Origin of the sequence: Streptococcus suis (genome assembly GCF_002960625.1) — a bacterium.
GTDB lineage: Bacteria > Bacillota > Bacilli > Lactobacillales > Streptococcaceae > Streptococcus > Streptococcus suis_T.
Genome location: NZ_POJH01000017.1, coordinates 1 through 21201, shown reverse-complemented (window position 1 = coordinate 21201; position 21201 = coordinate 1). Strand labels below are relative to the sequence as shown.

21 protein-coding genes are annotated in these 21201 nt (G+C 41.1%); 4 read left to right on the top strand and 17 right to left on the bottom strand.

Translation table 11 applies throughout. The features are described from left to right. Positions 1 to 147 precede the first annotated feature (147 nt). The 3 genes from C1G49_RS02400 to C1G49_RS02390 form a co-directional block, all read right to left on the bottom strand. Positions 148 to 1251: a S8/S53 family peptidase gene (locus C1G49_RS02400; RefSeq protein WP_073259261.1), complete on the bottom strand. Its 1104-nt coding sequence runs from the start codon at positions 1249 to 1251 to the stop codon at positions 148 to 150. 36 nt (positions 1252 to 1287) lie between these two features. Further along, positions 1288 to 1869: a hypothetical protein gene (locus C1G49_RS02395; RefSeq protein WP_024377814.1), complete on the bottom strand. Its 582-nt coding sequence runs from the start codon at positions 1867 to 1869 to the stop codon at positions 1288 to 1290. Positions 1870 to 2138: 269 nt separating this feature from the next. Further along, the gene (locus C1G49_RS02390) at positions 2139 to 3005 is read right to left on the bottom strand and encodes an Rgg/GadR/MutR family transcriptional regulator (protein ID WP_024377813.1); all 867 of its coding nucleotides are present in this window, start codon (positions 3003 to 3005) and stop codon (positions 2139 to 2141) included. Between the two features lie 301 nt (positions 3006 to 3306). Here C1G49_RS02390 and C1G49_RS02385 point away from each other — a divergent pair, with 301 nt between their 5' ends. Both C1G49_RS02385 and rnjA read left to right on the top strand, forming a co-directional pair. After that, positions 3307 to 3537 (top strand): DNA-dependent RNA polymerase subunit epsilon, encoded by a 231-nt coding sequence (locus C1G49_RS02385; RefSeq protein ID WP_044753363.1) that lies wholly within the window; start codon positions 3307 to 3309, stop codon positions 3535 to 3537. Between the two features lie 3 nt (positions 3538 to 3540). After that, positions 3541 to 5220: a ribonuclease J1 gene (gene rnjA / locus C1G49_RS02380; protein ID WP_105114175.1), complete on the top strand. Its 1680-nt coding sequence runs from the start codon at positions 3541 to 3543 to the stop codon at positions 5218 to 5220. A gap of 53 nt (positions 5221 to 5273) precedes the next feature. On the opposite strand, the gene C1G49_RS02375 is transcribed toward rnjA, so the two are convergent. From C1G49_RS02375 to gap, 9 genes are all read right to left on the bottom strand, one after another. Further along, on the bottom strand, positions 5274 to 5672 hold the full coding sequence (locus C1G49_RS02375) for a GNAT family N-acetyltransferase (protein ID WP_323156109.1): 399 nt from the start codon (positions 5670 to 5672) through the stop codon (positions 5274 to 5276). 630 nt (positions 5673 to 6302) lie between these two features. Beyond that, entirely contained in the window at positions 6303 to 7649 is a 1347-nt protein-coding gene (gene glnA / locus C1G49_RS02365) for a type I glutamate--ammonia ligase (RefSeq protein WP_029998373.1), read from the bottom strand. 27 nt (positions 7650 to 7676) lie between these two features. Then, entirely contained in the window at positions 7677 to 8048 is a 372-nt protein-coding gene (locus tag C1G49_RS02360; RefSeq protein ID WP_105117596.1) for a MerR family transcriptional regulator, read from the bottom strand. 69 nt (positions 8049 to 8117) lie between these two features. After that, entirely contained in the window at positions 8118 to 8639 is a 522-nt protein-coding gene (locus C1G49_RS02355; RefSeq protein WP_105116799.1) for an FUSC family protein, read from the bottom strand. Positions 8640 to 8939: 300 nt separating this feature from the next. Further along, positions 8940 to 10139, bottom strand: a complete 1200-nt coding sequence (locus tag C1G49_RS02350; protein ID WP_014637337.1) for a phosphoglycerate kinase — start codon at positions 10137 to 10139, stop codon at positions 8940 to 8942. Positions 10140 to 10329: 190 nt separating this feature from the next. Beyond that, a complete protein-coding gene (locus C1G49_RS02345) occupies positions 10330 to 10680 on the bottom strand; it encodes a hypothetical protein (protein ID WP_105114178.1) in 351 nt (116 codons plus the stop codon). 2 nt (positions 10681 to 10682) lie between these two features. Beyond that, positions 10683 to 11270 (bottom strand): hypothetical protein, encoded by a 588-nt coding sequence (locus C1G49_RS02340; protein ID WP_105124456.1) that lies wholly within the window; start codon positions 11268 to 11270, stop codon positions 10683 to 10685. Positions 11271 to 11277: 7 nt separating this feature from the next. Beyond that, positions 11278 to 12399, bottom strand: a complete 1122-nt coding sequence (locus C1G49_RS02335) for a hypothetical protein (protein WP_105114180.1) — start codon at positions 12397 to 12399, stop codon at positions 11278 to 11280. A gap of 196 nt (positions 12400 to 12595) precedes the next feature. Further along, positions 12596 to 13606: a type I glyceraldehyde-3-phosphate dehydrogenase gene (gene gap / locus C1G49_RS02330; protein WP_029176999.1), complete on the bottom strand. Its 1011-nt coding sequence runs from the start codon at positions 13604 to 13606 to the stop codon at positions 12596 to 12598. A gap of 270 nt (positions 13607 to 13876) precedes the next feature. Here gap and C1G49_RS02325 point away from each other — a divergent pair, with 270 nt between their 5' ends. Both C1G49_RS02325 and C1G49_RS11365 read left to right on the top strand, forming a co-directional pair. After that, on the top strand, positions 13877 to 15040 hold the full coding sequence (locus C1G49_RS02325) for a glycerophosphodiester phosphodiesterase family protein (protein ID WP_105124455.1): 1164 nt from the start codon (positions 13877 to 13879) through the stop codon (positions 15038 to 15040). 111 nt (positions 15041 to 15151) lie between these two features. Continuing rightward, positions 15152 to 15274: a hypothetical protein gene (locus tag C1G49_RS11365; protein WP_269088200.1), complete on the top strand. Its 123-nt coding sequence runs from the start codon at positions 15152 to 15154 to the stop codon at positions 15272 to 15274. Here the strand turns inward: C1G49_RS11365 and fusA are convergent. The 5 genes from fusA to groES all read right to left on the bottom strand — a co-directional run bounded on the left by fusA (position 15271) and on the right by groES (position 20970). Continuing rightward, positions 15271 to 17352 carry an elongation factor G gene (gene fusA / locus C1G49_RS02320; RefSeq protein ID WP_105114182.1) on the bottom strand — a complete coding sequence of 694 codons (2082 nt, stop codon included), beginning with the start codon at positions 17350 to 17352 and terminating at the stop codon, positions 15271 to 15273. The genes C1G49_RS11365 and fusA overlap by 4 nt on opposite strands. A 492-nt stretch (positions 17353 to 17844) precedes the next feature. Beyond that, positions 17845 to 18315, bottom strand: a complete 471-nt coding sequence (gene rpsG / locus C1G49_RS02315; RefSeq protein WP_002940031.1) for a 30S ribosomal protein S7 — start codon at positions 18313 to 18315, stop codon at positions 17845 to 17847. Positions 18316 to 18331: 16 nt separating this feature from the next. After that, a complete protein-coding gene (gene rpsL, locus C1G49_RS02310) occupies positions 18332 to 18745 on the bottom strand; it encodes a 30S ribosomal protein S12 (RefSeq protein ID WP_002940030.1) in 414 nt (137 codons plus the stop codon). Between the two features lie 229 nt (positions 18746 to 18974). Beyond that, a complete protein-coding gene (gene groL / locus C1G49_RS02300; protein WP_024392682.1) occupies positions 18975 to 20597 on the bottom strand; it encodes a chaperonin GroEL in 1623 nt (540 codons plus the stop codon). Positions 20598 to 20688: 91 nt separating this feature from the next. Further along, positions 20689 to 20970, bottom strand: coding sequence for a co-chaperone GroES (gene groES / locus C1G49_RS02295; protein WP_024392681.1), 282 nt, complete (start codon positions 20968 to 20970; stop codon positions 20689 to 20691). Positions 20971 to 21201: the final 231 nt, after the last annotated feature.

Here is a 21201-nt window from a genome sequence, read left to right as displayed (position 1 = left end):
AAAATACAATTTGAAAGAGGGACGTTACGACGACAAATCCTTTTTGTAGCTTGGAAGTAGCCTTAGCAAAGTACCTTGTCGAAAAATAGACTTGAACTCCAACAATAAGGACAACGAACACAATTGAAATTAATTCCATCTAACACCTCACATTTGAGTCGGCAAAATTAACAAGGCAAGAATAACCAGTAACACGTCCGTTACAACGATGTACCGCATATAAGCACCCCGCACCTCACTCTCTTTTCTCGCGGTGAGTATCCCTAGGATTGTCTGGAAAACAAGAAGACCTATCAGAGATAGAGAGAGCACTGTGTAGCTGTTATTTACCAAAGCTTGATGCGTTTCATAACCAGCCAACAATGGAGACTGCTTGCTCTTCACAGACCGTGCACTAAAAAAGTCATCTAGTTGCTTGGTGATTTCTGCATCGGTTTGTCCGACGGAGAGCAAGTGGGCAATTGTCCCCGAAACAAAGGCCGTGCTAAAAGAGGAACCCTCGCTTCGTACAATCCTGTTTTCCATTGACAGCGTTTCTTGAGAGTACGGTGCGTAGTAAGCAATCTCTTCCTGCGGATTCAATAACGTAAAAAATTCATTGTAGGTACCTACGGAGACAACCCCTTCAATCGTCAAAAGAGGGTTTAGGGCCTCTACCTTTTTCAAATCATAAGCTGGGACAACCATATAGCCACCTTGTTGAAGGTAGGCTTCAACCACATCTTCCAATTCTTTACTTGGATTGGTCACCACCATACTCAGATTCACAACATCAACATGATCTTCAATAGCCTGCTGAACAGCTTTGACAAGGTAGTCATTTTTTATCGTCCCGTCATCATCCGTTACCTTGTAGGAAAACAATCTTGCTTCCGGGCTCAATCCCAGCGTTAGCACATGATTATTCTTAGCACCAATGATACTGGCAATCTTTGTCCCGTGACCAATGGTATCAAAGACAGAGGTTGAAGTGGAAAAAACTTGCATATCCTCAACATAAAACTCATCTACCGCTTCTTCCCTTATACCAGAGTCAATGATAGCAACTCTGACCTCCTGAGTCGGCTTTGCTGTCGGATCAATGTTGGGATAATAACGCGATGTTCCCCAACCTGTATGCTGGTGGTTAAGTGGAAAACCCGAAAATTGACCAAGTGGATTGGAAACCAGCCCCTCTCTAAATACCACCGCACAAACCAAGGCAAGAAGACAACTAACAAGCCCAAACAGTCTTAGTATTTTTTGAATCAACCTGCAACTCCTTCTAATTTTATACAAACACATTTATTAATGTCTATGCCAATATGGACTGTGACCAATCCTAGGAGAACAATTTCTATATAAATCCGCTCTACAGTAACGCAAATTGGGATTCTTAATGATAGATTCATAAACACATTGGCTAACAACTGCCATAGCTATGTTACAATCTGAGGTAATAAAATTTTGGTATCCCCAACCATTATTATCTAAACAGTATGGAAGACCACCGCCTGAAAGAATTGCATCTGAATTTTCTGCGGTCTTATCAATATATACCATTGATAACGGTACCTTCATATCAGAATGATTGTAATCCATAGTGGCTTCAATCATACCTTTAATACTCTCCACCTCATCAGGAGTCGCATTCGGAAAAGCCTCATTTGGTAGATCTAAGATTTCTTCAAAACTATATAGAGGCTCCGTCTGTGCTGCAACCTCTATTTGTTGCTCCACAATCAACTGACCTTCAGCCATTTCACTAATAACAACAGCCTCAGAATGGTCTCCGTGACTAGAGTGGTCTCCATGAGACTCAGCAAACACTAAAGAAGCTGGAAAAACCAATGAAAACAGCATAGTAACTGCTAAGAACTTCTTTTTCATAAGACTACTCCTATCTTTTTATAGTACATCTACATTGTATCATCTTCAAAACGAAATAAAGTCCACTTACAAATCTGTAAGTCAATTTTTTAAACTTACAAATATGTAAGTCATTTTAACAAATAAAATGTTGTGCTATACTAAAAAGAAAAAGAGGTGCGTTCTATGAAAAAGAATATATCAATTATTGTACTCGCTTTGTTGCTATCAATTCCAATCGTTATTGACCCATTATCCAATCCTGTCCCCATTCTCCTAACTTCTTATTTTTAAGACTCAAATCTTAAAAAATGAACCCGGATAATCGAAGCTGTCTGATCATCTATCAATTCCTGTATAGATTGAATGTAGGTTTCGATTATCTCTTTTTCTTTGTCTGAACGACCATTTTCGATATAGTCCAATAGCAGACGATAATAGCGAGCCATTATCTTTACAAAGGTATCTTTAAAACTAATCATAGACTCCATTTTATCTAAGTAATAGGAAACTTGAGAGTATATTCCTCTATCAAATAATTCCGAAATCGTATTGAGTAACGTAGATTTTATAAGTTCCTGATGTTTCCTAAGTTTATTAAAAGATTTTTCTTCCTTACATAAGTCATGAGCAAAATACAATAACATCCGATTATTCAACAACATCTGTGCATTCATAAATAGATAAAGCTCAAAACTTGTCCACTCCTCAATAGCGAAGAGATAGTCTGCCAAATATTGCCTATCTTCTTCTTCAACATTATCTATCCCTTCTAAAGCGACTATAGCGACCTTGATAACAATAGCATTAAGCCGAGAGTAAAGTTCTCCTTCATCTGCTAACAAATCTGATGTTAATAAAGCTTTCAAAGCTTCTTTGTCCTGCTGGTAATACAAATCTGAAATCAGATTAGCCAGCTCAATATGGGGCGCTTCTTTATATCCATGGTATTTGTAAGTAAATTCTTCCATGGTCATGTTAATACCCTCGACAGCCACGATTAACTTATCCGCTGCCAACATGGATTTTCCCGATTCAAAGCGTGACAACTGTGCTGCTGTAAAGTCTCCTCTGACAACATCCTTTTGCTTAACCAAGCGAGAATTTCGGAGTTCCCTGTAAAATTCGCCTAAACTCATTTGTGGTACTGTACCCATGACTCATCCCCTTTCTTGATGCATTAAAATTCCACTTCCATTTATTATAATATCCAAATATATTTTTGTCAATTTTGCTTATTATTCTGCCAAATGACTGCTTGTTTCTGAAAATCATGACACTTTTCCATTTTCCTACCAAACCCTTTTACCATCAGCATATTTTATGGTATAATGAAGAGTAACATCTAGACTGAATAAATTGACAACTCGAGAAAATTGAATAGAAAATACCAAGCAGAATAGCTGTTTGGGACTTTTTTCATAGTTGCCAGTCAAAAAGAAAGGAACTATACTACACATGATTTATAAAGTATTTTACCAAGAAACAAAAGTCAGCCCACGCCGTGAGCAGACACAAGCCCTCTATGTCGAAGTTGACGCAACTTCTGAATTGGAAGGTCGCATCAAAGTCAAAGAATTGGTTGAAGCAAAATTCCCAGCCTACAACGTTGAATTCGTTGACCTACTCTCTGACAAACACCTCGAATACGAAAAAGAGCACGCAGATTTCAAACTTACGGAGTTCTAATTTATGTCATCAGTCAATCTAAAACCTCATGAAGTTGGCGTTTTCGCCATCGGTGGTTTGGGAGAAATCGGGAAAAATACCTACGGTATCGAGTACAAGGATGAAATTCTCATCGTCGATGCGGGTATCAAGTTCCCTGAAGATGACCTTTTGGGTATCGACTACGTTATCCCTGACTACTCCTATATCGTTGAAAATCTAGACCGCGTCAAAGGTCTGGTTATTACCCACGGTCACGAAGACCACATCGGTGGTATCCCCTTCTTGCTCAAACAAGCCAATGTCCCAATCTATGCAGGTCCTTTGGCCCTCGCCCTTATTCGCGGAAAACTGGAAGAACACGGACTGCTTCGTGATGCAACCTTGCATGAAATCAACCACAATACTGAGTTGACCTTCAAGCACCTCAAGGTCAGCTTCTTCCGCACCACCCACTCTATCCCAGAACCTCTCGGTATCGTCATTGACACCCCGCAAGGGAAAATCGTCTGTACCGGTGACTTCAAGTTCGACTTCACCCCTGTTGGTGAGCCAGCTGACTTACATCGCATGGCAGCCTTGGGTGAAGAAGGCGTTCTCTGCCTCCTCTCCGACTCTACCAACGCCGAAGTTCCAACCTTTACCAACTCGGAAAAAGTGGTCGGTCAGTCCATCATGAAACTGATCGAAGGCATTCACGGACGCATCATCTTTGCTTCCTTTGCCTCCAACATCTTCCGTCTGCAACAGGCGGCTGATGCAGCAGTCAAGACTGGTCGCAAAATTGCTGTCTTTGGACGTTCTATGGAGAAGGCCATTGTTAACGGTATCGAGCTCGGCTACATCAAGGTTCCAAAAGACACCTTTATCGAACCAAATGAGATCAAAGAATATCCTGCCAGCGAGATTATGATTCTCTGTACAGGTAGCCAGGGTGAGCCAATGGCTGCCCTCTCCCGCATTGCCCACGGTACTCACCGTCAGGTTCAACTCCAGCCGGGCGACACGGTTATTTTCTCGTCCAGTCCTATTCCGGGAAATACCACAGGTGTTAACAAGCTCATCAATATCTTGATTGAAGCCGGTGTCGATGTTATTCACGGCAAAATCAACAACATCCATACCTCTGGACACGGTGGCCAGCAAGAACAAAAACTCATGCTCCGCCTGATCAAGCCAAAATACTTCATGCCTGTCCATGGCGAATACCGCATGCAAAAAATCCACGCCAGTCTAGCAGTGGATACAGGTGTACCAAAAGACAACATCTTCATCATGGAAAACGGCGATGTCCTAGCACTGACCAAGGATTCTGCGCGATTGGCTGGCAAGTTCAACGCCCAAGACATCTACGTGGACGGAAACCGCATCGGTGAAATCGGAGCAGCTGTACTTAAAGACCGCCGAGACCTCTCAGAAGACGGCGTTGTTCTAGCTGTCGCAACTGTTGACTTCAAGTCCAAGATGATTCTAGCAGGACCTGACATCCTCAGCCGAGGCTTCATCTATATGCGCGAATCTGGCGATCTGATCCGCGAAAGCCAACGCGTTCTCTTCAACGCTATCCGCATCGCTATGCGTAATAAAGATGCCAATATCCAGACAGTCAATGGCGCTATCGTCAATGCCCTACGACCATTCCTATACGAAAAAACAGAGCGTGAACCAATTATCATTCCAATGATTTTAACGCCTGATCACTAAGAAAGAAGCCTCGGCAACTGCCGAGGCTTCACTTGTTTTCCAATAGGAATACCTTACAACCACTTGATAAAATGATATTTGGAAATTCCTTTTTTCGGCACATCTGTTAGATGAGCATAAATAGAATATCCAGCCTTCAGATAAAAATCCTTAGCCTGATAGGACTTAGTTGACAGTGTGATACTCTTTACTCCATTTTGTCTAGCTTCATTTTCCAAACGAATCAGCAAACGCCTCCCCAATCCTTGACCTTGCTTGTGTTTGACAACCACCAAAGCCTTTACATGAATCGTTTCCAAGGTCTGCTGGGCCTGCAAGACAGCTACTAATTGACCTGCTTCCTCTTCTACCAACACAATCTCCTGCTGACTAGGAGCAAGGTCTTGCCCTTCTCCAAAAACCGCTCTATACTGTTCATCAAATACAGCTTTTACAAATTCATCCATCCACATCGCCTCCAATTTTTTTAATCTATATAAGGGTAGTCTTTTTCAAGTTCGTGAACAAAGGACCCGTCGGGGGCCTAATTCGCTATCTGGTTTTTAAGCTCATGAAAAATGGTCCAAGTGCCATTACTCGCTCTCGAATTTCTAAAGTTCGTGAACAAAGGACCCGTCGGGGTCCCAATTCGCTATCTGGTTTTCAAGCTCATGAAAAAATGGTCCAAGCGCCATTACTCGCTCTCAAATTTCTAAAGCTCGTGAACAAAGGACCCGTCGGGGGCCTAATTCGCTATCTGGTTTTTAAGCTCATGAAAAATGGTCCAAGTGCCATTACTCGCTCTCGAATTTCTAAAGTTCGTGAACAAAGGACCCGTCGGGGTCCCAATTCGCTATCTGGTTTTCAAGCTCATGAAAAAATGGTCCAAGCGCCATTACTCGCTCTCAAATTTCTAAAGCTCGTGAACAAAGGACCCGTCGGGGGCCTAATTCGCTCCCTTGTTTTCAAGCTCATGAAAAAATGGTCTAAGCGCCATTACTCACTCTCTAATTTCTAAGCTCGTGAACAAAGGACCCGTCGGGGTCCTAATTCGCTATCTAGTTTTCAAGCTCATGAAAAAATGGTCCACCGGACCATTTTTTTCAATACATATCCAAATAGTTGTCGATTTCCCATTGAGAAACGTATGTTGCGTAACTTGCCCACTCGATTTTCTTAGCTTCTACAAAGTTAGTGTAGATGTGTTCGCCCAGGGCTGCTCGAACGACTTCATCTTTACGAAGTGCCTTCAAAGCATTGTGAAGAGTTGATGGTAGGTCTGTAATACCAGCTTCACGGCGTTCTTCGTCTGACATTGCATAGATGTTGGTTTCAACTGGTGCTGGAGCCTCAATCTTGTTTTCAACACCCTCTAGACCTACTTCTAAAAGCACAGCCATTGCTAAATATGGGTTAGCAGTTGGGTCAACTGAGCGCAATTCCAAACGAGTTCCCATACCACGAGAAGCTGGAACACGAACCAATGGAGAACGGTTTTTACCAGCCCAAGCGATGTAAACAGGAGCTTCAAAACCTGGAACCAAACGCTTGTAGGAGTTTACAGTTGGGTTTGTGATAGCAGTATAGTTGTAAGCATGCTTGATCAAACCACCCAAGAAGTGATAGGCTGTTTCTGACAATTGCATACCACGTGGATCTTCTGGATCAAAGAAGGCATTGTTTCCATCCTTGTCAAAGAGTGACATATTACAGTGCATACCTGAACCAGCGATACCATATTTTGGCTTAGCCATAAAGGTTGCATACATTCCATGTTTACGGGCAATTGTTTTAACAACTAACTTGAAAAGCTGAATCTTATCACAAGCACTCAAAACATCATCGTATTTGAAGTCGATCTCATGCTGACCAACGGCACACTCATGGTGACTTGCTTCTACTTCAAAGCCCATTTGAGTAAGGACATTCACAATTTCACGACGTGTATTATCTGCTAAATCTGTTGGAGCAAGGTCAAAATAGCCACCTTTGTCGTTCACTTCAAGAGTTGGATTTCCTTGCTCATCCATCTTGAAGAGGAAGAATTCTGGCTCTGGACCCAAATTGAATGAAGAAAATCCAAGTTCTTCCATGTGGCGAAGGGCTTTTTTCAAATTTCCACGAGGGTCGCCTGCAAATGGCTCACCTGAAGTTGAATAAACATCACAAATCAAACCCGCTACTGAACCATTTTCATCACCCCAAGGAAAGATTGTCCAAGTATTCAAGTCTGGGTAAAGATACATATCTGATTCATTGATACGTACAAATCCTTCGATTGATGAACCATCAAACATAACCTTGTTTGATAATACTTTATCAACCTGCTCATCAGTTGCTGGAATCTCTACGTTTTTCATCACTCCCATAATATCTGTGAACATCAGACGCAGGAAGGTAACGTTTTTCTCTTTAATATCGCGTTTGATATCTGCCACTGTGAATGCCATTAGTTTTCTCCTCTATTTAAAAAGTAATTACGATGAACGGAAAATAGAACTAGGACTTGAAAAGCGTCCTTGACGACTGAATTCATCATGTAAGATACGGCGTACATCTTCATCGGTCAAGGTTTTCTGTTGTTTTTGGACCTTAGCTTTTGCTTCACGGTTTGCATATTCCTTCTTAATAGCCGCAATATTCAAACCCTCGTCCAAAAAATCCTTGATTTCAAGAAGCAAATCCATATCATTTAGAGAATACAAGCGACGATTGCCCTCATTACGATCGGGCTTAATCAAGCCATGATCTTCATAGTAACGAATCTGACGAGCCGTTAGGTCTGTCAATTTCATAACACTGCCAATTGGAAAAATGGCCAAGGAACGACGGAACTCTTTTTCTCTCATAATGAACTCCTTTCTGCAGACTATTATAGGAGAATTTTGACCATGGGTCAAGTGATTATGTTATATCTTCTAACATCTCTTCTTTTGGAAACGTTTTTTTATCAAATTAACATCGTAATTTACCAAAATCGCTATAAAAACACCCACAAAGGTTTCAAAAACACGAACAAAGACATACTGAATGGTATCACCTGCTGGAATTGATAAAGAAATAATCAACAGGGCCGATACCGCACCGATAATGCCAGCCTTATTATTCATAGCTACATTAGTCATAATAGTCAGCATGACAAAGATAGGTACAAAAACCGCAGTTACCCAGAACTGATCAGAAAATAATCTATCTAGTAAAAAGAAAATCAAGGCGTAGAAACCACCTATCGAATTGCCTAAAACACGAGAGGTCCCAAAATGGACACTCTGGTCAAAGTCCTCACGCAAACTAAAGACCGTTGTCAAGGCTGCAATCTGAATACCTGCCCAACCCAGATAACCAAAAAGCAAAATAACCAAAAAAACCGCTAGACCAGATTTAAAGGTCCGCATTCCTAATCGAAATTTTTTCGGATCAAACTTATATTTTTCAAACATATCTCTATTCTAACATGATTTTATGGAAAATGGGGTCATTATCCCAAGAAAGGCAGAAAAGAGTTGGTCACCCAACTCTTTTCGTCATAATTTTTACTTTTCAGTCAAGGCTGCACCTAGCCAGTCTTTCTAGGTCACACTTCCCAGAAAGACTAGGCATGGCACTAGGCACTCCGTGCCGTCGCAAGTCCTGGAAGAGCCTTACACCTTGCTAGACTTTCTAACTCGCTTAGCTTCGTAGAAACTCTACGCGATGCACTAGAAAAGAGCTGGAAATCCAACTCTTTTCGTCGTAAGTTTTTACTTTTCAGTCAATGCTGCAAGACCTGGGAGGACTTTACCTTCAAGGAGTTCCATAGATGCACCACCACCAGTTGAGATCCATGAGAACTTGTCTGCACGGCCAAGGTTGATAGCTGCTGCTGCTGAGTCACCACCACCGATGATTGATTTCACGCCTGGTTGTTTCACAATAGCATCCATTACACCGATTGTACCAGCTTGGAAGTCTGGGTTTTCAAATACACCCATAGGTCCGTTCCAAACAACTGTTTTCGCACCAGTCAAAGCTTCGTCAAACTTAGCAATTGACTTAGGACCGATGTCAAGACCAAGGAAGCCTTCTGAAACTGCTTCGCCTTCTGTGTCGCGAACTTCAGTGTAACCAGCAAATGCGTTAGCTTCTTTTGAGTCAACTGGCAAGATCAATTTACCGTTAGCTTTTTCAAGAAGTGCTTTTGCCACATCAAGCTTGTCTTCTTCTACAAGTGAGTTACCGATTTCGATACCTTGAGCTTTGTAGAATGTGTAAGTCATACCACCACCGATAAGAACTTTGTCAGCTTTTTCAAGAAGGTTCTCGATAACACCAATCTTATCAGATACTTTTGAACCACCAAGGATTGCCACGAATGGACGTTCTGGAGTTTCAACAGCTTCTTGGATGTATGCAATTTCGTTTTCCAAAAGGAAACCAGCTACAGCTTTTTCTACGTTTGCTGAGATACCAACGTTTGATGCGTGTGCACGGTGTGCAGTACCAAATGCGTCGTTAACGAAGATACCATCACCAAGTGAAGCCCAGTATTTACCAAGTTCTTCGTCGTTTTTAGATTCTTTCTTACCATCAACATCTTCGAAACGAGTGTTTTCAACAAGGAGAACTTGTCCATCTTCCAAAGCGTTGATTGCTGCTTCCAATTCAGCACCACGAGTAGCACCTGCAATGAAAGCAACATCTTGACCCAATTTAGCTGCCAAGTCAGCTGCTACAGGAGCCAATGATTTACCTTCTTTGTCAGCTTCTTCTTTCACACGACCAAGGTGAGAGAAAAGAATTGCACGTCCACCTTGCTCAAGAATATACTTGATTGTTGGAAGAGCTGCTGTAATACGGTTATCGTTAGTGATAACGCCATCTTTCAAAGGCACGTTGAAGTCCACACGGACAAGAACTTTTTTGCCTTTCAATTCTACATCTTTAACAGTCAATTTTGCCATTAGATAAGAACTCCTTAATTTATATTTACCCTACCATTGTACCATATTTTCTGAATTTTTTCTCTCATAAAGATAGTTTTTTCACAAATCTACAAAAAGAACGAATGAAAAAAAGAGGCCGAAGCCTCTTGGTTAGCAGTTCCGTCCTCCTCATCCTAAAACTCTTGTCCTGCTTCACCTTAGATAGCGACTACTGCTTTTCAAATACAATCATCTTCCCTGAAAAATCGACCTCTAAATCTCCATTTTCTAATTTTTCATAGGTTCCTGAAATCGATTTGCTATCTGAAAGATCGATATCTATCTCTTGCCCCTGCAAATCTACACTGCCAGTAATGTCACTATCCACAATACCAACACTGGCTTCACCAGTAATAGTTTCACCATCGATTTCAAGGTCGAGCTCGAAACCATAGGCATTGGCAATATAACGTCCATCTACATTATTGATAGTTTCTACAACAACTTCCTCAGCCTTACTGCAAGCAACCAAGAAAAAGGTTCCCAAAACCAATACTGTAGCCGATAAATACTTTTTCATAATTATTTCTCCTTTAAATAAGTTTCTAAACAACGTTTTATATCTTCGAGAATATCTAAGTATAACTCCTTATATCTCATAACATCCTCTTCTTCTAGATCACCTCTATGAATAGAAAGGTAGTGATCCGATAGTTGCAAACAATACTTGCGAAACCTGAGTATCTGTTCTGTCTTATAGTCAGACAGGAGAGCCTCTGATTTTTGAGCAAGCAACTCTACCAATTCTTCAACAATATACGGATTGCTTTCAAAAATATCCTGCAAAGGCATTGAACCTGAATAGGTAATAAGTGTCTTGAGCATGTCCAAATAAAGCATATTCTTTTGAGAACGACTTTCCTGCATCCGTAATTGATTTAATTGTTTATCAAATACCTCCGGACCTTCCTCATATAGAATATAATCATTCCATCCCTCAATTAGCTCTAATTTTTCTTCCATCACTTCTATAGAAGAATTAAAACTGTCAATGATTTCCAGAAAAGATACTTCTTTCTCAAAACTTTTTGCTTTTAGATACTGATAAAGACTTCCTACAATGGTCAGACCTCCAATAATCGTGACAATATCTGATGCTATTGATAACATATGTTTCCTAAAACCTCCCATTCTCCTTCAGGAGCCCAAATTCGTCAAAACCAGTATCCTCAGACCAGCCGAAAACATTTATGGTCGTAAAATATCCCTTATTCTCAATACCAAACGAAACATCAAACTCCACTCCGTACTTCTTCTTGATATGAGCCAATTCCTCATCCGTTAATGCTCGACCGTTTTCTTTTATGTAGCTCTCCAACTCTGTATCTGTCGGATCAGTAACTTTATTATTAGCAATCTGCCACAGCCCCTTAGCTGTTTTCCGAATACTCGAGCCATACATTTGTAAAAAGTCGGATAAGGTGACTTCCTCTATCAAGACTTCCTCAATTGCCCATTTCTCAATCGGTTGTTCCCAAATGTCATAAACATCTTTGGATTTTGTGAATTCAGATTTTGGAGTATAACTTGTCTTAAAGGGACCATCTCTAAAACTATGTGCATGATAATGGGAATAGCTAACCAGTTTCTCCTTGTCAAACAGTAAAAAATTAGGAGTAAACACTGCATTTGTTTCATCAATCGTCAGCACATCTTGCGGAACATATTCATTATGGCGGAAAACTGCTTCTCTCCGAAGCTTCTGGAACATAGATTTTAAGAGATCAACTTTACCATCACTATCTATATATAAGCCATTTGATAATATCTCTAGCCCCATCAGCGTATCATCATCTATAGTATCTTTATACCGATAAAATCGAACATAACCATGCTCCTCTACAAGAATACCTATTTCTAATCCAACCGTTTCTTCCTGCTTATAGCGAAGCTCTCCATTCTTATCCAAATATGTTTCAGTAAGTCGCTCCCCCTTACTAATTATTTCATAGGTACCGTCAGGATTAACTCTCACTTGAACTTCATGCCCATTCTCAAGCCCTTTATAAACACCTACTAAATTAGCAATGTTTCTCGGTAGTCGATAGGACTTACCATCTTCTAACACTACTGAACTAGTATCAATCTTTAAGGGAGCATTTTTCACTTCCTCACTGATACGTGGAGTTAACCGATAATTTTCATATTGTGAATAGGCAAATGACAAACAAGCCAATGCTGCAACAAGTAACAAAATAAAACGAACCGACTTGGAATGTAGTTTAAAAAATTTTTTCATAACTTTCTCCGTGTTACTATTAGGTTAAGTATTGACTGGTAAGTCAATACTTGTTATGCATAGTATAACAAGTATTGACTGGTAAGTCAATACTTGTTATGCATAGTATAACAAGCTTTTCTGTACAAAACATGGTTATATATGTTCTTTGTGTAAAAAAAAAAGAGGCCGAAGCCTCTTTGATTTTCACTAAGGATTATTTAGCGATTTTTGCGAAGTACTCAAGAGTACGAACAAGTTGTGCAGTGTAAGACATTTCGTTGTCGTACCATGAAACAACTTTAACCAATTGCTCACCATCAACGTCAAGAACTTTAGTTTGAGTTGCATCGAACAATGAACCGAATGAGATACCTACGATATCTGAAGAAACGATTTGATCTTCAGTGTAACCGTATGATTCAGTAGCAGCAGCTTTCATAGCAGCGTTTACTTCTTCAGCAGTAACTTTCTTGTTAAGAGTTGCAACCAATTCAGTTACAGAACCTGTTGGAACTGGAACACGTTGTGCAGCACCGTCAAGTTTACCGTTCAATTCTGGGATTACCAAGCCGATAGCTTTAGCAGCACCAGTTGAGTTAGGAACGATGTTCGCAGCAGCAGCACGAGCACGACGAAGGTCACCACCACGGTGTGGTCCGTCAAGAACCATTTGGTCACCAGTGTAACCGTGGATTGTAGTCATCAAACCTTTTTGAACGCCAAATGCATCGTGAAGAGCTTTAGCCATTGGTGCCAAACAGTTTGTAGTACATGAAGCACCTGAGATAACTGTTTCAGTACCATCAAGGATATCGTGGTTAGTGTTGAAAACGATAGTCTTAACATCGTTACCACCAGGAGCAGTGATAACAACTTTCTTAGCACCATTTTCGTGGATGTGTTGCTCAGCAGCAGTTTTTGAAGTGAAGAAACCAGTTGCTTCAAGAACGATTTCTACGCCGTCAGCAGCCCAGTCAATTTTTCCTGGCTCACGCTCAGCAGAAACTTTAACGAATTTACCGTTAACTTCGAAACCACCGTCTTTAACTTCAACAGTACCGTCGAAACGACCTTGAGTTGTGTCGTATTTCAACAAGTGTGCAAGCATTACTGGGTCTGTAAGGTCGTTGATACGAGTAACTTCAACACCTTCTACGTTTTGGATACGACGGAAAGCAAGACGACCAATACGTCCGAAACCGTTAATACCAACTTTAACTACCATGAATGATTTCCTCCTTATGAAAATCGAGTTCTTTATTTTAAAAGGCAAGCCTTTTAATCCTTTTGTGAAAATATTAACTTGTAAGCCTACAAGCATCTTTTCAACGTTTTTATTATATAACTTATTCAATAAAAAAGCAAGAATTTCATATAGTTTCATTGTTAATATTGTCGGAACTGCATGGAATTTCTGAAAACTTACTGATCAATTGGATAAAACCTATAAAATTTGATACAATCATAAGTAATGTTTTAGAAAGTTATTACTCCTATGCCGACAAAATACTCAAAAATTCGCCAGAAACACTTATCCAAAAGAAAACATCGGTCTAAATTTCAAAAAGCCATCCTCAGCATTCTCACTCCTTTATTCAGTTTAGGATTATGGTATGGATTAAATACAATCAGCATATCTATCCAGCCAGTCATCTCAAATATTTTTACCAGTCATGTGCAAATGAACTATAGCCTATTTTTCGCTTTTCTTTACAGTAGTTTAATCCTTGCGCTCACACTTACCTTGTGGTTCTGGTGGAAAATACTCTTTAACGAAAAATTTACTTGGTGGAAGCCCTCTTCTCTCCTTTTCATCTTCCTTCCAGTTGTGCCGGTCTTCTTATTAGCCCGATATGAAGCCTCCTTTCATACCCCAAAAGCGCCACTTATTATTTCTCATCGCGCTTTAAACGACCACCACGCTATTGAAAATACCGTTGAAGCACTGCAATTAGCAAGTAAGAGCCAGCCAGACTACATCGAAATCGACCTTTGGGAAACAGCTGACCTAGAGTTTATTGCTTTTCACGATGCAAGTTTAATCAATTGGGCTGGTGTAGACTATCGTCCCCATGATCTTACTTTGGCAAACTTAACAGAAACCATCATAACAGATGCAGCTGGACATACTGCTCAAATCGCAAGTTTTGACCAAATTCTAACTGAAGCCAGAACACAAAATCAGAAACTCTTAATTGATTTTAAAACTTCTGCACAAGATAGTCCCAAAATGGTAGACAATTTTATGAAGAAATACCAAGCAAGCTTTGAAGAGGAGGGGCATCAGCTTCAGTCTGCTGACTCTCATTTCATAAACGCTATTCTAAAGTATGCTCCAAAATTTGAAACCTACTTATTGATGAGCGCACCTCCGGAAATTGAATTACCTAACCTGACTGGCTATAGTGTTCCCTTAGATCAACTCACTGATGATTTACTTAATTATATTCGCAAATCAGGAAAATCTTTCTACGTATGGACTGTCAATACTCCTGAAGGAGTACAACAAGCAGACACCATAGAAGTAGATGGTATCATCACCGACTACCCAACTCGTACACAAACAGTATTATCCAGCCTTTCACAAGCCAACAAATACACAAAACTGTATCAAGAACAATTACAATATTTTAAAATATTCCCCATCCAAGAACAATGATTTTATATCTAATAGGGATGGGAAAACGTCTACTTGATTATTTGCTTTCCACTTGGTTTGTCCGACTTCCACTTGCACAGTTCAGCCCTAGACTGTTGGAGGTGATTTTTAGTGAACTACAACATCTTCTCAGCCACCAGTTTAACTGGTGGTTTTCATTTTGTTCTTGACGAAAAAGAGATAGAAGGTATGAAAAAAGCCCGCTCTTTCGAGCAGGCTTGGGCAATCAATTAAGCGTTGCCGCCGTTTTTCTTGATGATTTCATCTTGTACAGATTTTGGTACATCTTCGTAGTGGTCAAATACCATCATGAAAGTACCGCGACCTTGTGTTGCTGAACGAAGTACAGTTGCGTAACCGAACATTTCAGCAAGTGGCACATAAGCACGAACGATTTGTGTGTTACCACGAGCTTCCATACCGTCAACGCGACCACGACGTGCAGTAACGTGACCCATAACGTCACCAAGGTTATCTTCTGGTGCAGTGATGGTTACAAGCATCATTGGCTCAAGGATAGTTGGTTGAGCTGATTTAGCAGCTTCTTTAAGGGCAAGAGATGCTGCCACTTTGAAGGCTGTTTCAGATGAGTCGACATCGTGGTATGAACCATCGTAAAGCTTAGCTTTAACGTCAACGATTGGGTAACCAGCAAGAACACCGTTCGCCATAGATTCTACGAGACCTTTTTCAACCGCTGGAATGAATTCACGTGGAACCACACCACCGACGATAGCGTTCTCGAACTCGAAACCTTTACCTTCTTCGTTTGGTGTGAATTCGATCCAAACGTCACCGAATTGACCTTTACCACCAGACTGGCGTTTGAAGAAACCACGAGCTTGTGTAGAAGCGCGGAATGTTTCACGGTATGATACTTGAGGAGCACCTACGTTTGCTTCAACTTTGAATTCACGACGCATACGGTCAACAAGGACATCCAAGTGCAACTCACCCATACCAGAGATAACTGTTTCACCAGTTTCAACGTTTGTTTCAACGCGGAAGGTTGGGTCTTCTTCAGCCAATTTAGAAAGGGCAATACCCATCTTGTCTTGGTCAGCTTTAGACTTAGGCTCAACCATCAATTGAATAACTGGTTCTGGAACGTGGATTGACTCAAGGATTACTTTTGCTTTTTCATCTGTCAATGAGTCACCAGTTGTAGTATCTTTCAAACCAACCGCAGCGGCGATGTCACCAGCGTAAACAGTTTCAATTTCTTGACGGCTGTTTGCGTGCATTTGAAGGATACGTCCGATACGCTCGCGTTTACCTTTAGAAGTGTTCATTACGTATGAACCACTGTTAAGTACACCTGAGTAAACACGGAAGAATGTCAAACGACCTACGAATGGGTCAGTCATGATCTTGAAGGCAAGAGCTGCAAATGGCTCTTCATCAGAAGCATGACGCTCTTCTTCAGCATCTGTATCTGGGTTGATACCTTTGATAGCAGGGATATCGACTGGGCTTGGAAGGTAGTCAATAACCGCATCAAGCATCAATTGAACACCTTTGTTCTTGAAGGCTGAACCACACAATACTGGGAAGAATTCAACGTTGATAGTCGCTTTACGGATACCAGCTTTCAATTCTTCGTTTGTGATTTCTTCACCTTCAAGGTATTTCATCATCAATTCTTCATCAGTTTCAGCAACTGCTTCAACCAATTTTTCACGGTATTCTTGAGCTTGCTCAAGGTATTCAGCTGGAATATCTTCTTCAAGAATATCTGTACCAAGGTCGTTAGTATAGATTTCAGCTTTCATCTTGATCAAGTCGATGATACCACGGAACTCATCTTCAGAACCGATTGGCAATTGGATTGGGTGTGCATTTGCTTGAAGACGATCGTGAAGTGTGCTTACTGAGTAAAGGAAGTCCGCACCGATTTTATCCATTTTGTTAGCAAATACGATACGTGGAACACCGTACTCAGTTGCTTGACGCCATACTGTTTCAGTTTGTGGCTCAACACCTGATTGTGAGTCAAGAACGGTAACCGCACCATCAAGAACGCGAAGTGAACGTTGTACTTCGATTGTGAAGTCCACGTGTCCTGGTGTGTCGATGATGTTTACACGGTGGTTGTTCCATTGAGCTGTTGTCGCAGCAGATGTGATTGTGATACCACGCTCTTGCTCTTGCTCCATCCAGTCCATTTGTGATGCACCTTCGTGAGTTTCACCGATTTTGTGGATTTTACCAGTGTAGTAAAGAATACGCTCAGTTGTCGTTGTTTTACCCGCGTCAACGTGCGCCATGATACCGATATTACGAGTTTTTTCTAATGAAAATTCGCGTGCCATGAGGTTTGTTCTCCTATATTTTTAGATTTCTATTCTGATTATACCATATTTTAAGAAAAGCGAGTGGGCAAGTCCCACCCGCTTGATTTCTTACTAATGGTGTGAAGTGGATGAGGCAAGCCTCGATCCGGTTTGTGATGATTGAACGATAAGTTGCTACCATAATCTCAATTGATTTATGTAGAATTGATTTAACGTCCTCACATCCTAATTGAACTCGGGCTACAACTCGCTGACAAAAAGATGAACCTCATTGATTGCACAGCAATCTGCTTCGCTTCCCTATTTTGTCTAGGAGTTGCTTGACGCCCTCGTATCTTAATCTTAGTTGAATTTTAGCTACAAATGTCTGCTAAAAAGAGACGCAATTGTTTTGGCTTTAGCCAATTACAAGTGTGGCTACCTTTAGGTGTAAAACCTCCTAGAAACCGAAGTTTCTTCGTCGATTTTCCTATTTTGGCTAGCATTTGTTTAACGCTAAAACATCCTATCTTACCAGCGGAAGTGTGCGAATGCGCGGTTTGCTTCTGCCATTTTGTGGGTGTCTTCACGTTTCTTAACAGCTGCACCAGTGTTGTTTGCTGCATCCATGATTTCTTTCGCAAGGCGATCGATCATAGTGTGCTCACCACGGTTACGAGCGATTGTTACCAACCAACGAAGACCAAGTGTTGTACGACGCTCTGGACGAACTTCAACTGGAACTTGGTAGTTAGAACCACCAACACGGCGTGCACGTACTTCAAGTACAGGCATGATGTTTTCCATTGCTGTTTCAAATACTTCAAGTGCATCGTTACCAGTTGCTTCTTTGATTTGATCAAAGGCACCGTAAACGATTGATGCAGCAGTACCACGTTTACCGTCCAACATAACACGGTTGATCAAACGAGTTACCAATTTTGAGTTATACAATGGATCTGGCAATACTTCGCGCTTAGGCGCTTGATTTTTACGACTCATTTATATTTCCCCCTTCTTAGCCTTTTGGACGTTTAGTACCGTATTTAGAACGGCCTTGCTTACGATCGTTTACACCAGCAGTATCTAGTGCACCACGAACGATATGGTAACGTACCCCTGGAAGGTCTTTTACACGTCCACCACGAAGAAGAACCACACTGTGTTCTTGCAAGTTGTGACCGATACCTGGGATGTAAGCAGTAACTTCGATAAGGTTGCTCAAACGTACACGAGCAAATTTACGAAGGGCTGAGTTAGGTTTTTTAGGTGTCATTGTTCCGACACGAGTTGCAACACCGCGTTTTTGTGGTGATGAAACATTTGTTTGAACTTTTTTACGGCTGTTGTAACCAACGTTCAAAGCTGGTGATTTAGATTTTTCTACTTTAGACTTACGTGGTTTACGTACCAACTGGTTAATTGTAGGCATCTACATTCTCCTGTATATATTTTTTATTTTTGGTGATAGGGCATTGGTGACAACCCCTATCTGTGTGTACTTTTGCAACATTTGTCAGCACGTCCCTGTACACTCTTGAGAGACCAAAAGTAAAAAGTACCGTCTAATATAGTACCACATCCCAAACCTATTGTCAAATAGATGTGATTGAAATTTTCAAGAAAAACACAGCCTTTCGACTGTGTTTCTTTTCATCTAATTAGTAACCCATTCCCATTCCATCCATACCTTGTGGCATAGCTGGAGCGGCTGGTTCTGGTTTGTTAGCAACAACTGCTTCTGTCGTCAAAATCAAGCTGGCTACAGAAGCTGCATTTTGAAGGGCTGAACGTGTTACTTTAACAGGATCAATGATACCTGCATCCATCATGTTGACCCATTCGCCTGTCGCTGCGTTAAAGCCAATGCCCAGTTCTGAATTCTTCAGTTTATCAATGATAACTGAACCTTCATAACCTGCGTTATAAGCAATCTGACGAACTGGTTCTTCCAAGGCACGAAGGACAATATTGCGCCCTGTCTCATCGTCGCCTTTCAACTGTAATTTCGCTACGCTATCGATAACATTGACAAGAGCTGTACCACCACCGGCTACGATTCCTTCTTCAACTGCGGCACGAGTTGCGTTGAGGGCATCTTCGATACGGAGTTTCATTTCTTTCAACTCAGTCTCAGTAGCGGCACCGACTTTGATAACTGCAACACCGCCTGACAATTTAGCCAAACGCTCTTGCAATTTTTCACGGTCAAATTCTGAAGTGGTTACCTCAATCTGTGACTTGATAACAGCGACACGGTTGGCAATGGCTTCTGGATTTCCAGCACCTTCAACAATGGTTGTACCATCTTTGTCGACCACAACTTTAGCTGCTTGACCAAGTGCTTCAATGGTCGCATCTTTCAAGTCCAAACCAAGGTCTTCTGTAATCACTGTACCGCCTGTCAAGATAGCAATATCTTCCAACATAGCTTTACGACGGTCACCAAATCCTGGCGCCTTAACAGCGACTACGTTGAAAGTACCACGAATCTTGTTGAGTACAAGTGTTGGTAAGGCTTCCCCATCCACGTCGTCAGCAATAATCAACAATGGACGATTGGTTTGGAGAATGCTTTCCAAAAGTGGCAAAATATCTTGAATATGAGAAATTTTCTTATCGGTAATCAAGATGAATGGATTTTCAAGTTCAGCCACCATCTTTTCATTATCTGTTACCATGTATTGTGACAGATAACCACGGTCGAATTGCATGCCTTCAACCACATCCAATTCTGTTTCCATACCGCGAGATTCTTCAATGGTGATAACACCATCTGTGCCCACGCGCTCCATAGCTTCTGAAATGTACTCACCAACTTTTTCAGAACGTGAAGAAACAGCTGCGACTTGAGCAATTTCTTCTTTATTTGAAACTGGATTGGCCTGCGCTTTCAAAGCCTCAACTGCTGTTGCAACTGCTGCTTCAATCCCGCGACGGATACCGATTGGGTTAGCACCTGCAGTCACGTTTTTCAAGCCTTCGCGAACAATCGCTTGTGTCAAAACAGTTGCAGTTGTTGTACCGTCACCAGCGATGTCATTGGTTTTTGAAGCCACTTCGGATACCAACTTAGCACCCATATTTTCAAAATGGTCTTCTAACTCGATTTCTTTGGCAATAGTCACACCGTCGTTTGTAATGAGTGGTGATCCATAAGCTTTTTCTAAGACAACATTGCGACCTTTTGGCCCCAAGGTTACTTTGACCGTATCAGCCAAAATATCGACACCACGAACCATGCTCTCACGAGCATCTGCTGCAAATTTAATTTCTTTTGCCATAATTATACCCTCCCGCCTAAATCAATAAAAAATCCTATTTCACATTTCTTACAATTTCACAAGCGGGTTCAAATCCTTTTCTATTAGTTTCTTATTCAACGATTGCTAAAATATCAGCTTCACGAATGATGTAAACAGTCTGGTCACCGTCTTTGACTTCCAAACCTGCATGAGCATCAATCAACACTGTATCACCAACTGCCACAGCAGGTGCAACCAGGTCTCCGTTCAGAGTACGAATTCCTTCTCCAATCGCTAGGACACTTGCTTCCTTGGTTTTTTCTTGACTTGCTCCAGCTAGAACAAAGCCACCAACAGTTTGTTCTTTTTCTTCAATTTTTACGACGATACGATCGCCCAATGGTTTCAACATGGTATTACCTCCTGGTCTTTTTAGCACTCCTTACCTCCGAGTGCTAACTCACATTTCCTATTGTATCACTTGGTCAAAAATAGTCAAGAGAATTCTATTTTAATTTTCCTAAAATCCGTGGTAAATTCTCAAAGTAAGTTCTAGTTCCCGTCCATCTAGAAGTTACTCTGAGAAAACTGCATAAAACCAACAGAATTTAGTCTCAGACTAAGTTCTGTTTTTGCCTAAAAT

Coding starts and splice junctions, on each gene's coding strand:
- C1G49_RS02390 (WP_024377813.1), bottom strand. CDS start 3,005: ATGGGTACAGTACCACAAATGAGTTTAGGCGAATTTTACAGGGAACTC.
- C1G49_RS02335 (WP_105114180.1), bottom strand. CDS start 12,399: ATGAAAAAATTTTTTAAACTACATTCCAAGTCGGTTCGTTTTATTTTG.
- C1G49_RS02385 (WP_044753363.1), top strand. CDS start 3,307: ATGATTTATAAAGTATTTTACCAAGAAACAAAAGTCAGCCCACGCCGT.
- C1G49_RS02345 (WP_105114178.1), bottom strand. CDS start 10,680: ATGAAAAAGTATTTATCGGCTACAGTATTGGTTTTGGGAACCTTTTTC.
- C1G49_RS02355 (WP_105116799.1), bottom strand. CDS start 8,639: ATGTTTGAAAAATATAAGTTTGATCCGAAAAAATTTCGATTAGGAATG.
- groES (WP_024392681.1), bottom strand. CDS start 20,970: ATGTTGAAACCATTGGGCGATCGTATCGTCGTAAAAATTGAAGAAAAA.
- rpsL (WP_002940030.1), bottom strand. CDS start 18,745: ATGCCTACAATTAACCAGTTGGTACGTAAACCACGTAAGTCTAAAGTA.
- gap (WP_029176999.1), bottom strand. CDS start 13,606: ATGGTAGTTAAAGTTGGTATTAACGGTTTCGGACGTATTGGTCGTCTT.
- C1G49_RS02395 (WP_024377814.1), bottom strand. CDS start 1,869: ATGAAAAAGAAGTTCTTAGCAGTTACTATGCTGTTTTCATTGGTTTTT.
- C1G49_RS02325 (WP_105124455.1), top strand. CDS start 13,877: ATGCCGACAAAATACTCAAAAATTCGCCAGAAACACTTATCCAAAAGA.
- glnA (WP_029998373.1), bottom strand. CDS start 7,649: ATGGCATTCACAGTGGCAGATATCAAACGCGATATTAAAGAGAAAAAC.
- C1G49_RS02350 (WP_014637337.1), bottom strand. CDS start 10,139: ATGGCAAAATTGACTGTTAAAGATGTAGAATTGAAAGGCAAAAAAGTT.
- rpsG (WP_002940031.1), bottom strand. CDS start 18,315: ATGAGTCGTAAAAATCAAGCGCCTAAGCGCGAAGTATTGCCAGATCCA.
- C1G49_RS02340 (WP_105124456.1), bottom strand. CDS start 11,270: ATGTTATCAATAGCATCAGATATTGTCACGATTATTGGAGGTCTGACC.
- fusA (WP_105114182.1), bottom strand. CDS start 17,352: ATGGCACGCGAATTTTCATTAGAAAAAACTCGTAATATCGGTATCATG.
- C1G49_RS02375 (WP_323156109.1), bottom strand. CDS start 5,672: ATGTGGATGGATGAATTTGTAAAAGCTGTATTTGATGAACAGTATAGA.
- C1G49_RS02360 (WP_105117596.1), bottom strand. CDS start 8,048: ATGAGAGAAAAAGAGTTCCGTCGTTCCTTGGCCATTTTTCCAATTGGC.
- rnjA (WP_105114175.1), top strand. CDS start 3,541: ATGTCATCAGTCAATCTAAAACCTCATGAAGTTGGCGTTTTCGCCATC.
- groL (WP_024392682.1), bottom strand. CDS start 20,597: ATGGCAAAAGAAATTAAATTTGCAGCAGATGCTCGTGAGAGCATGGTT.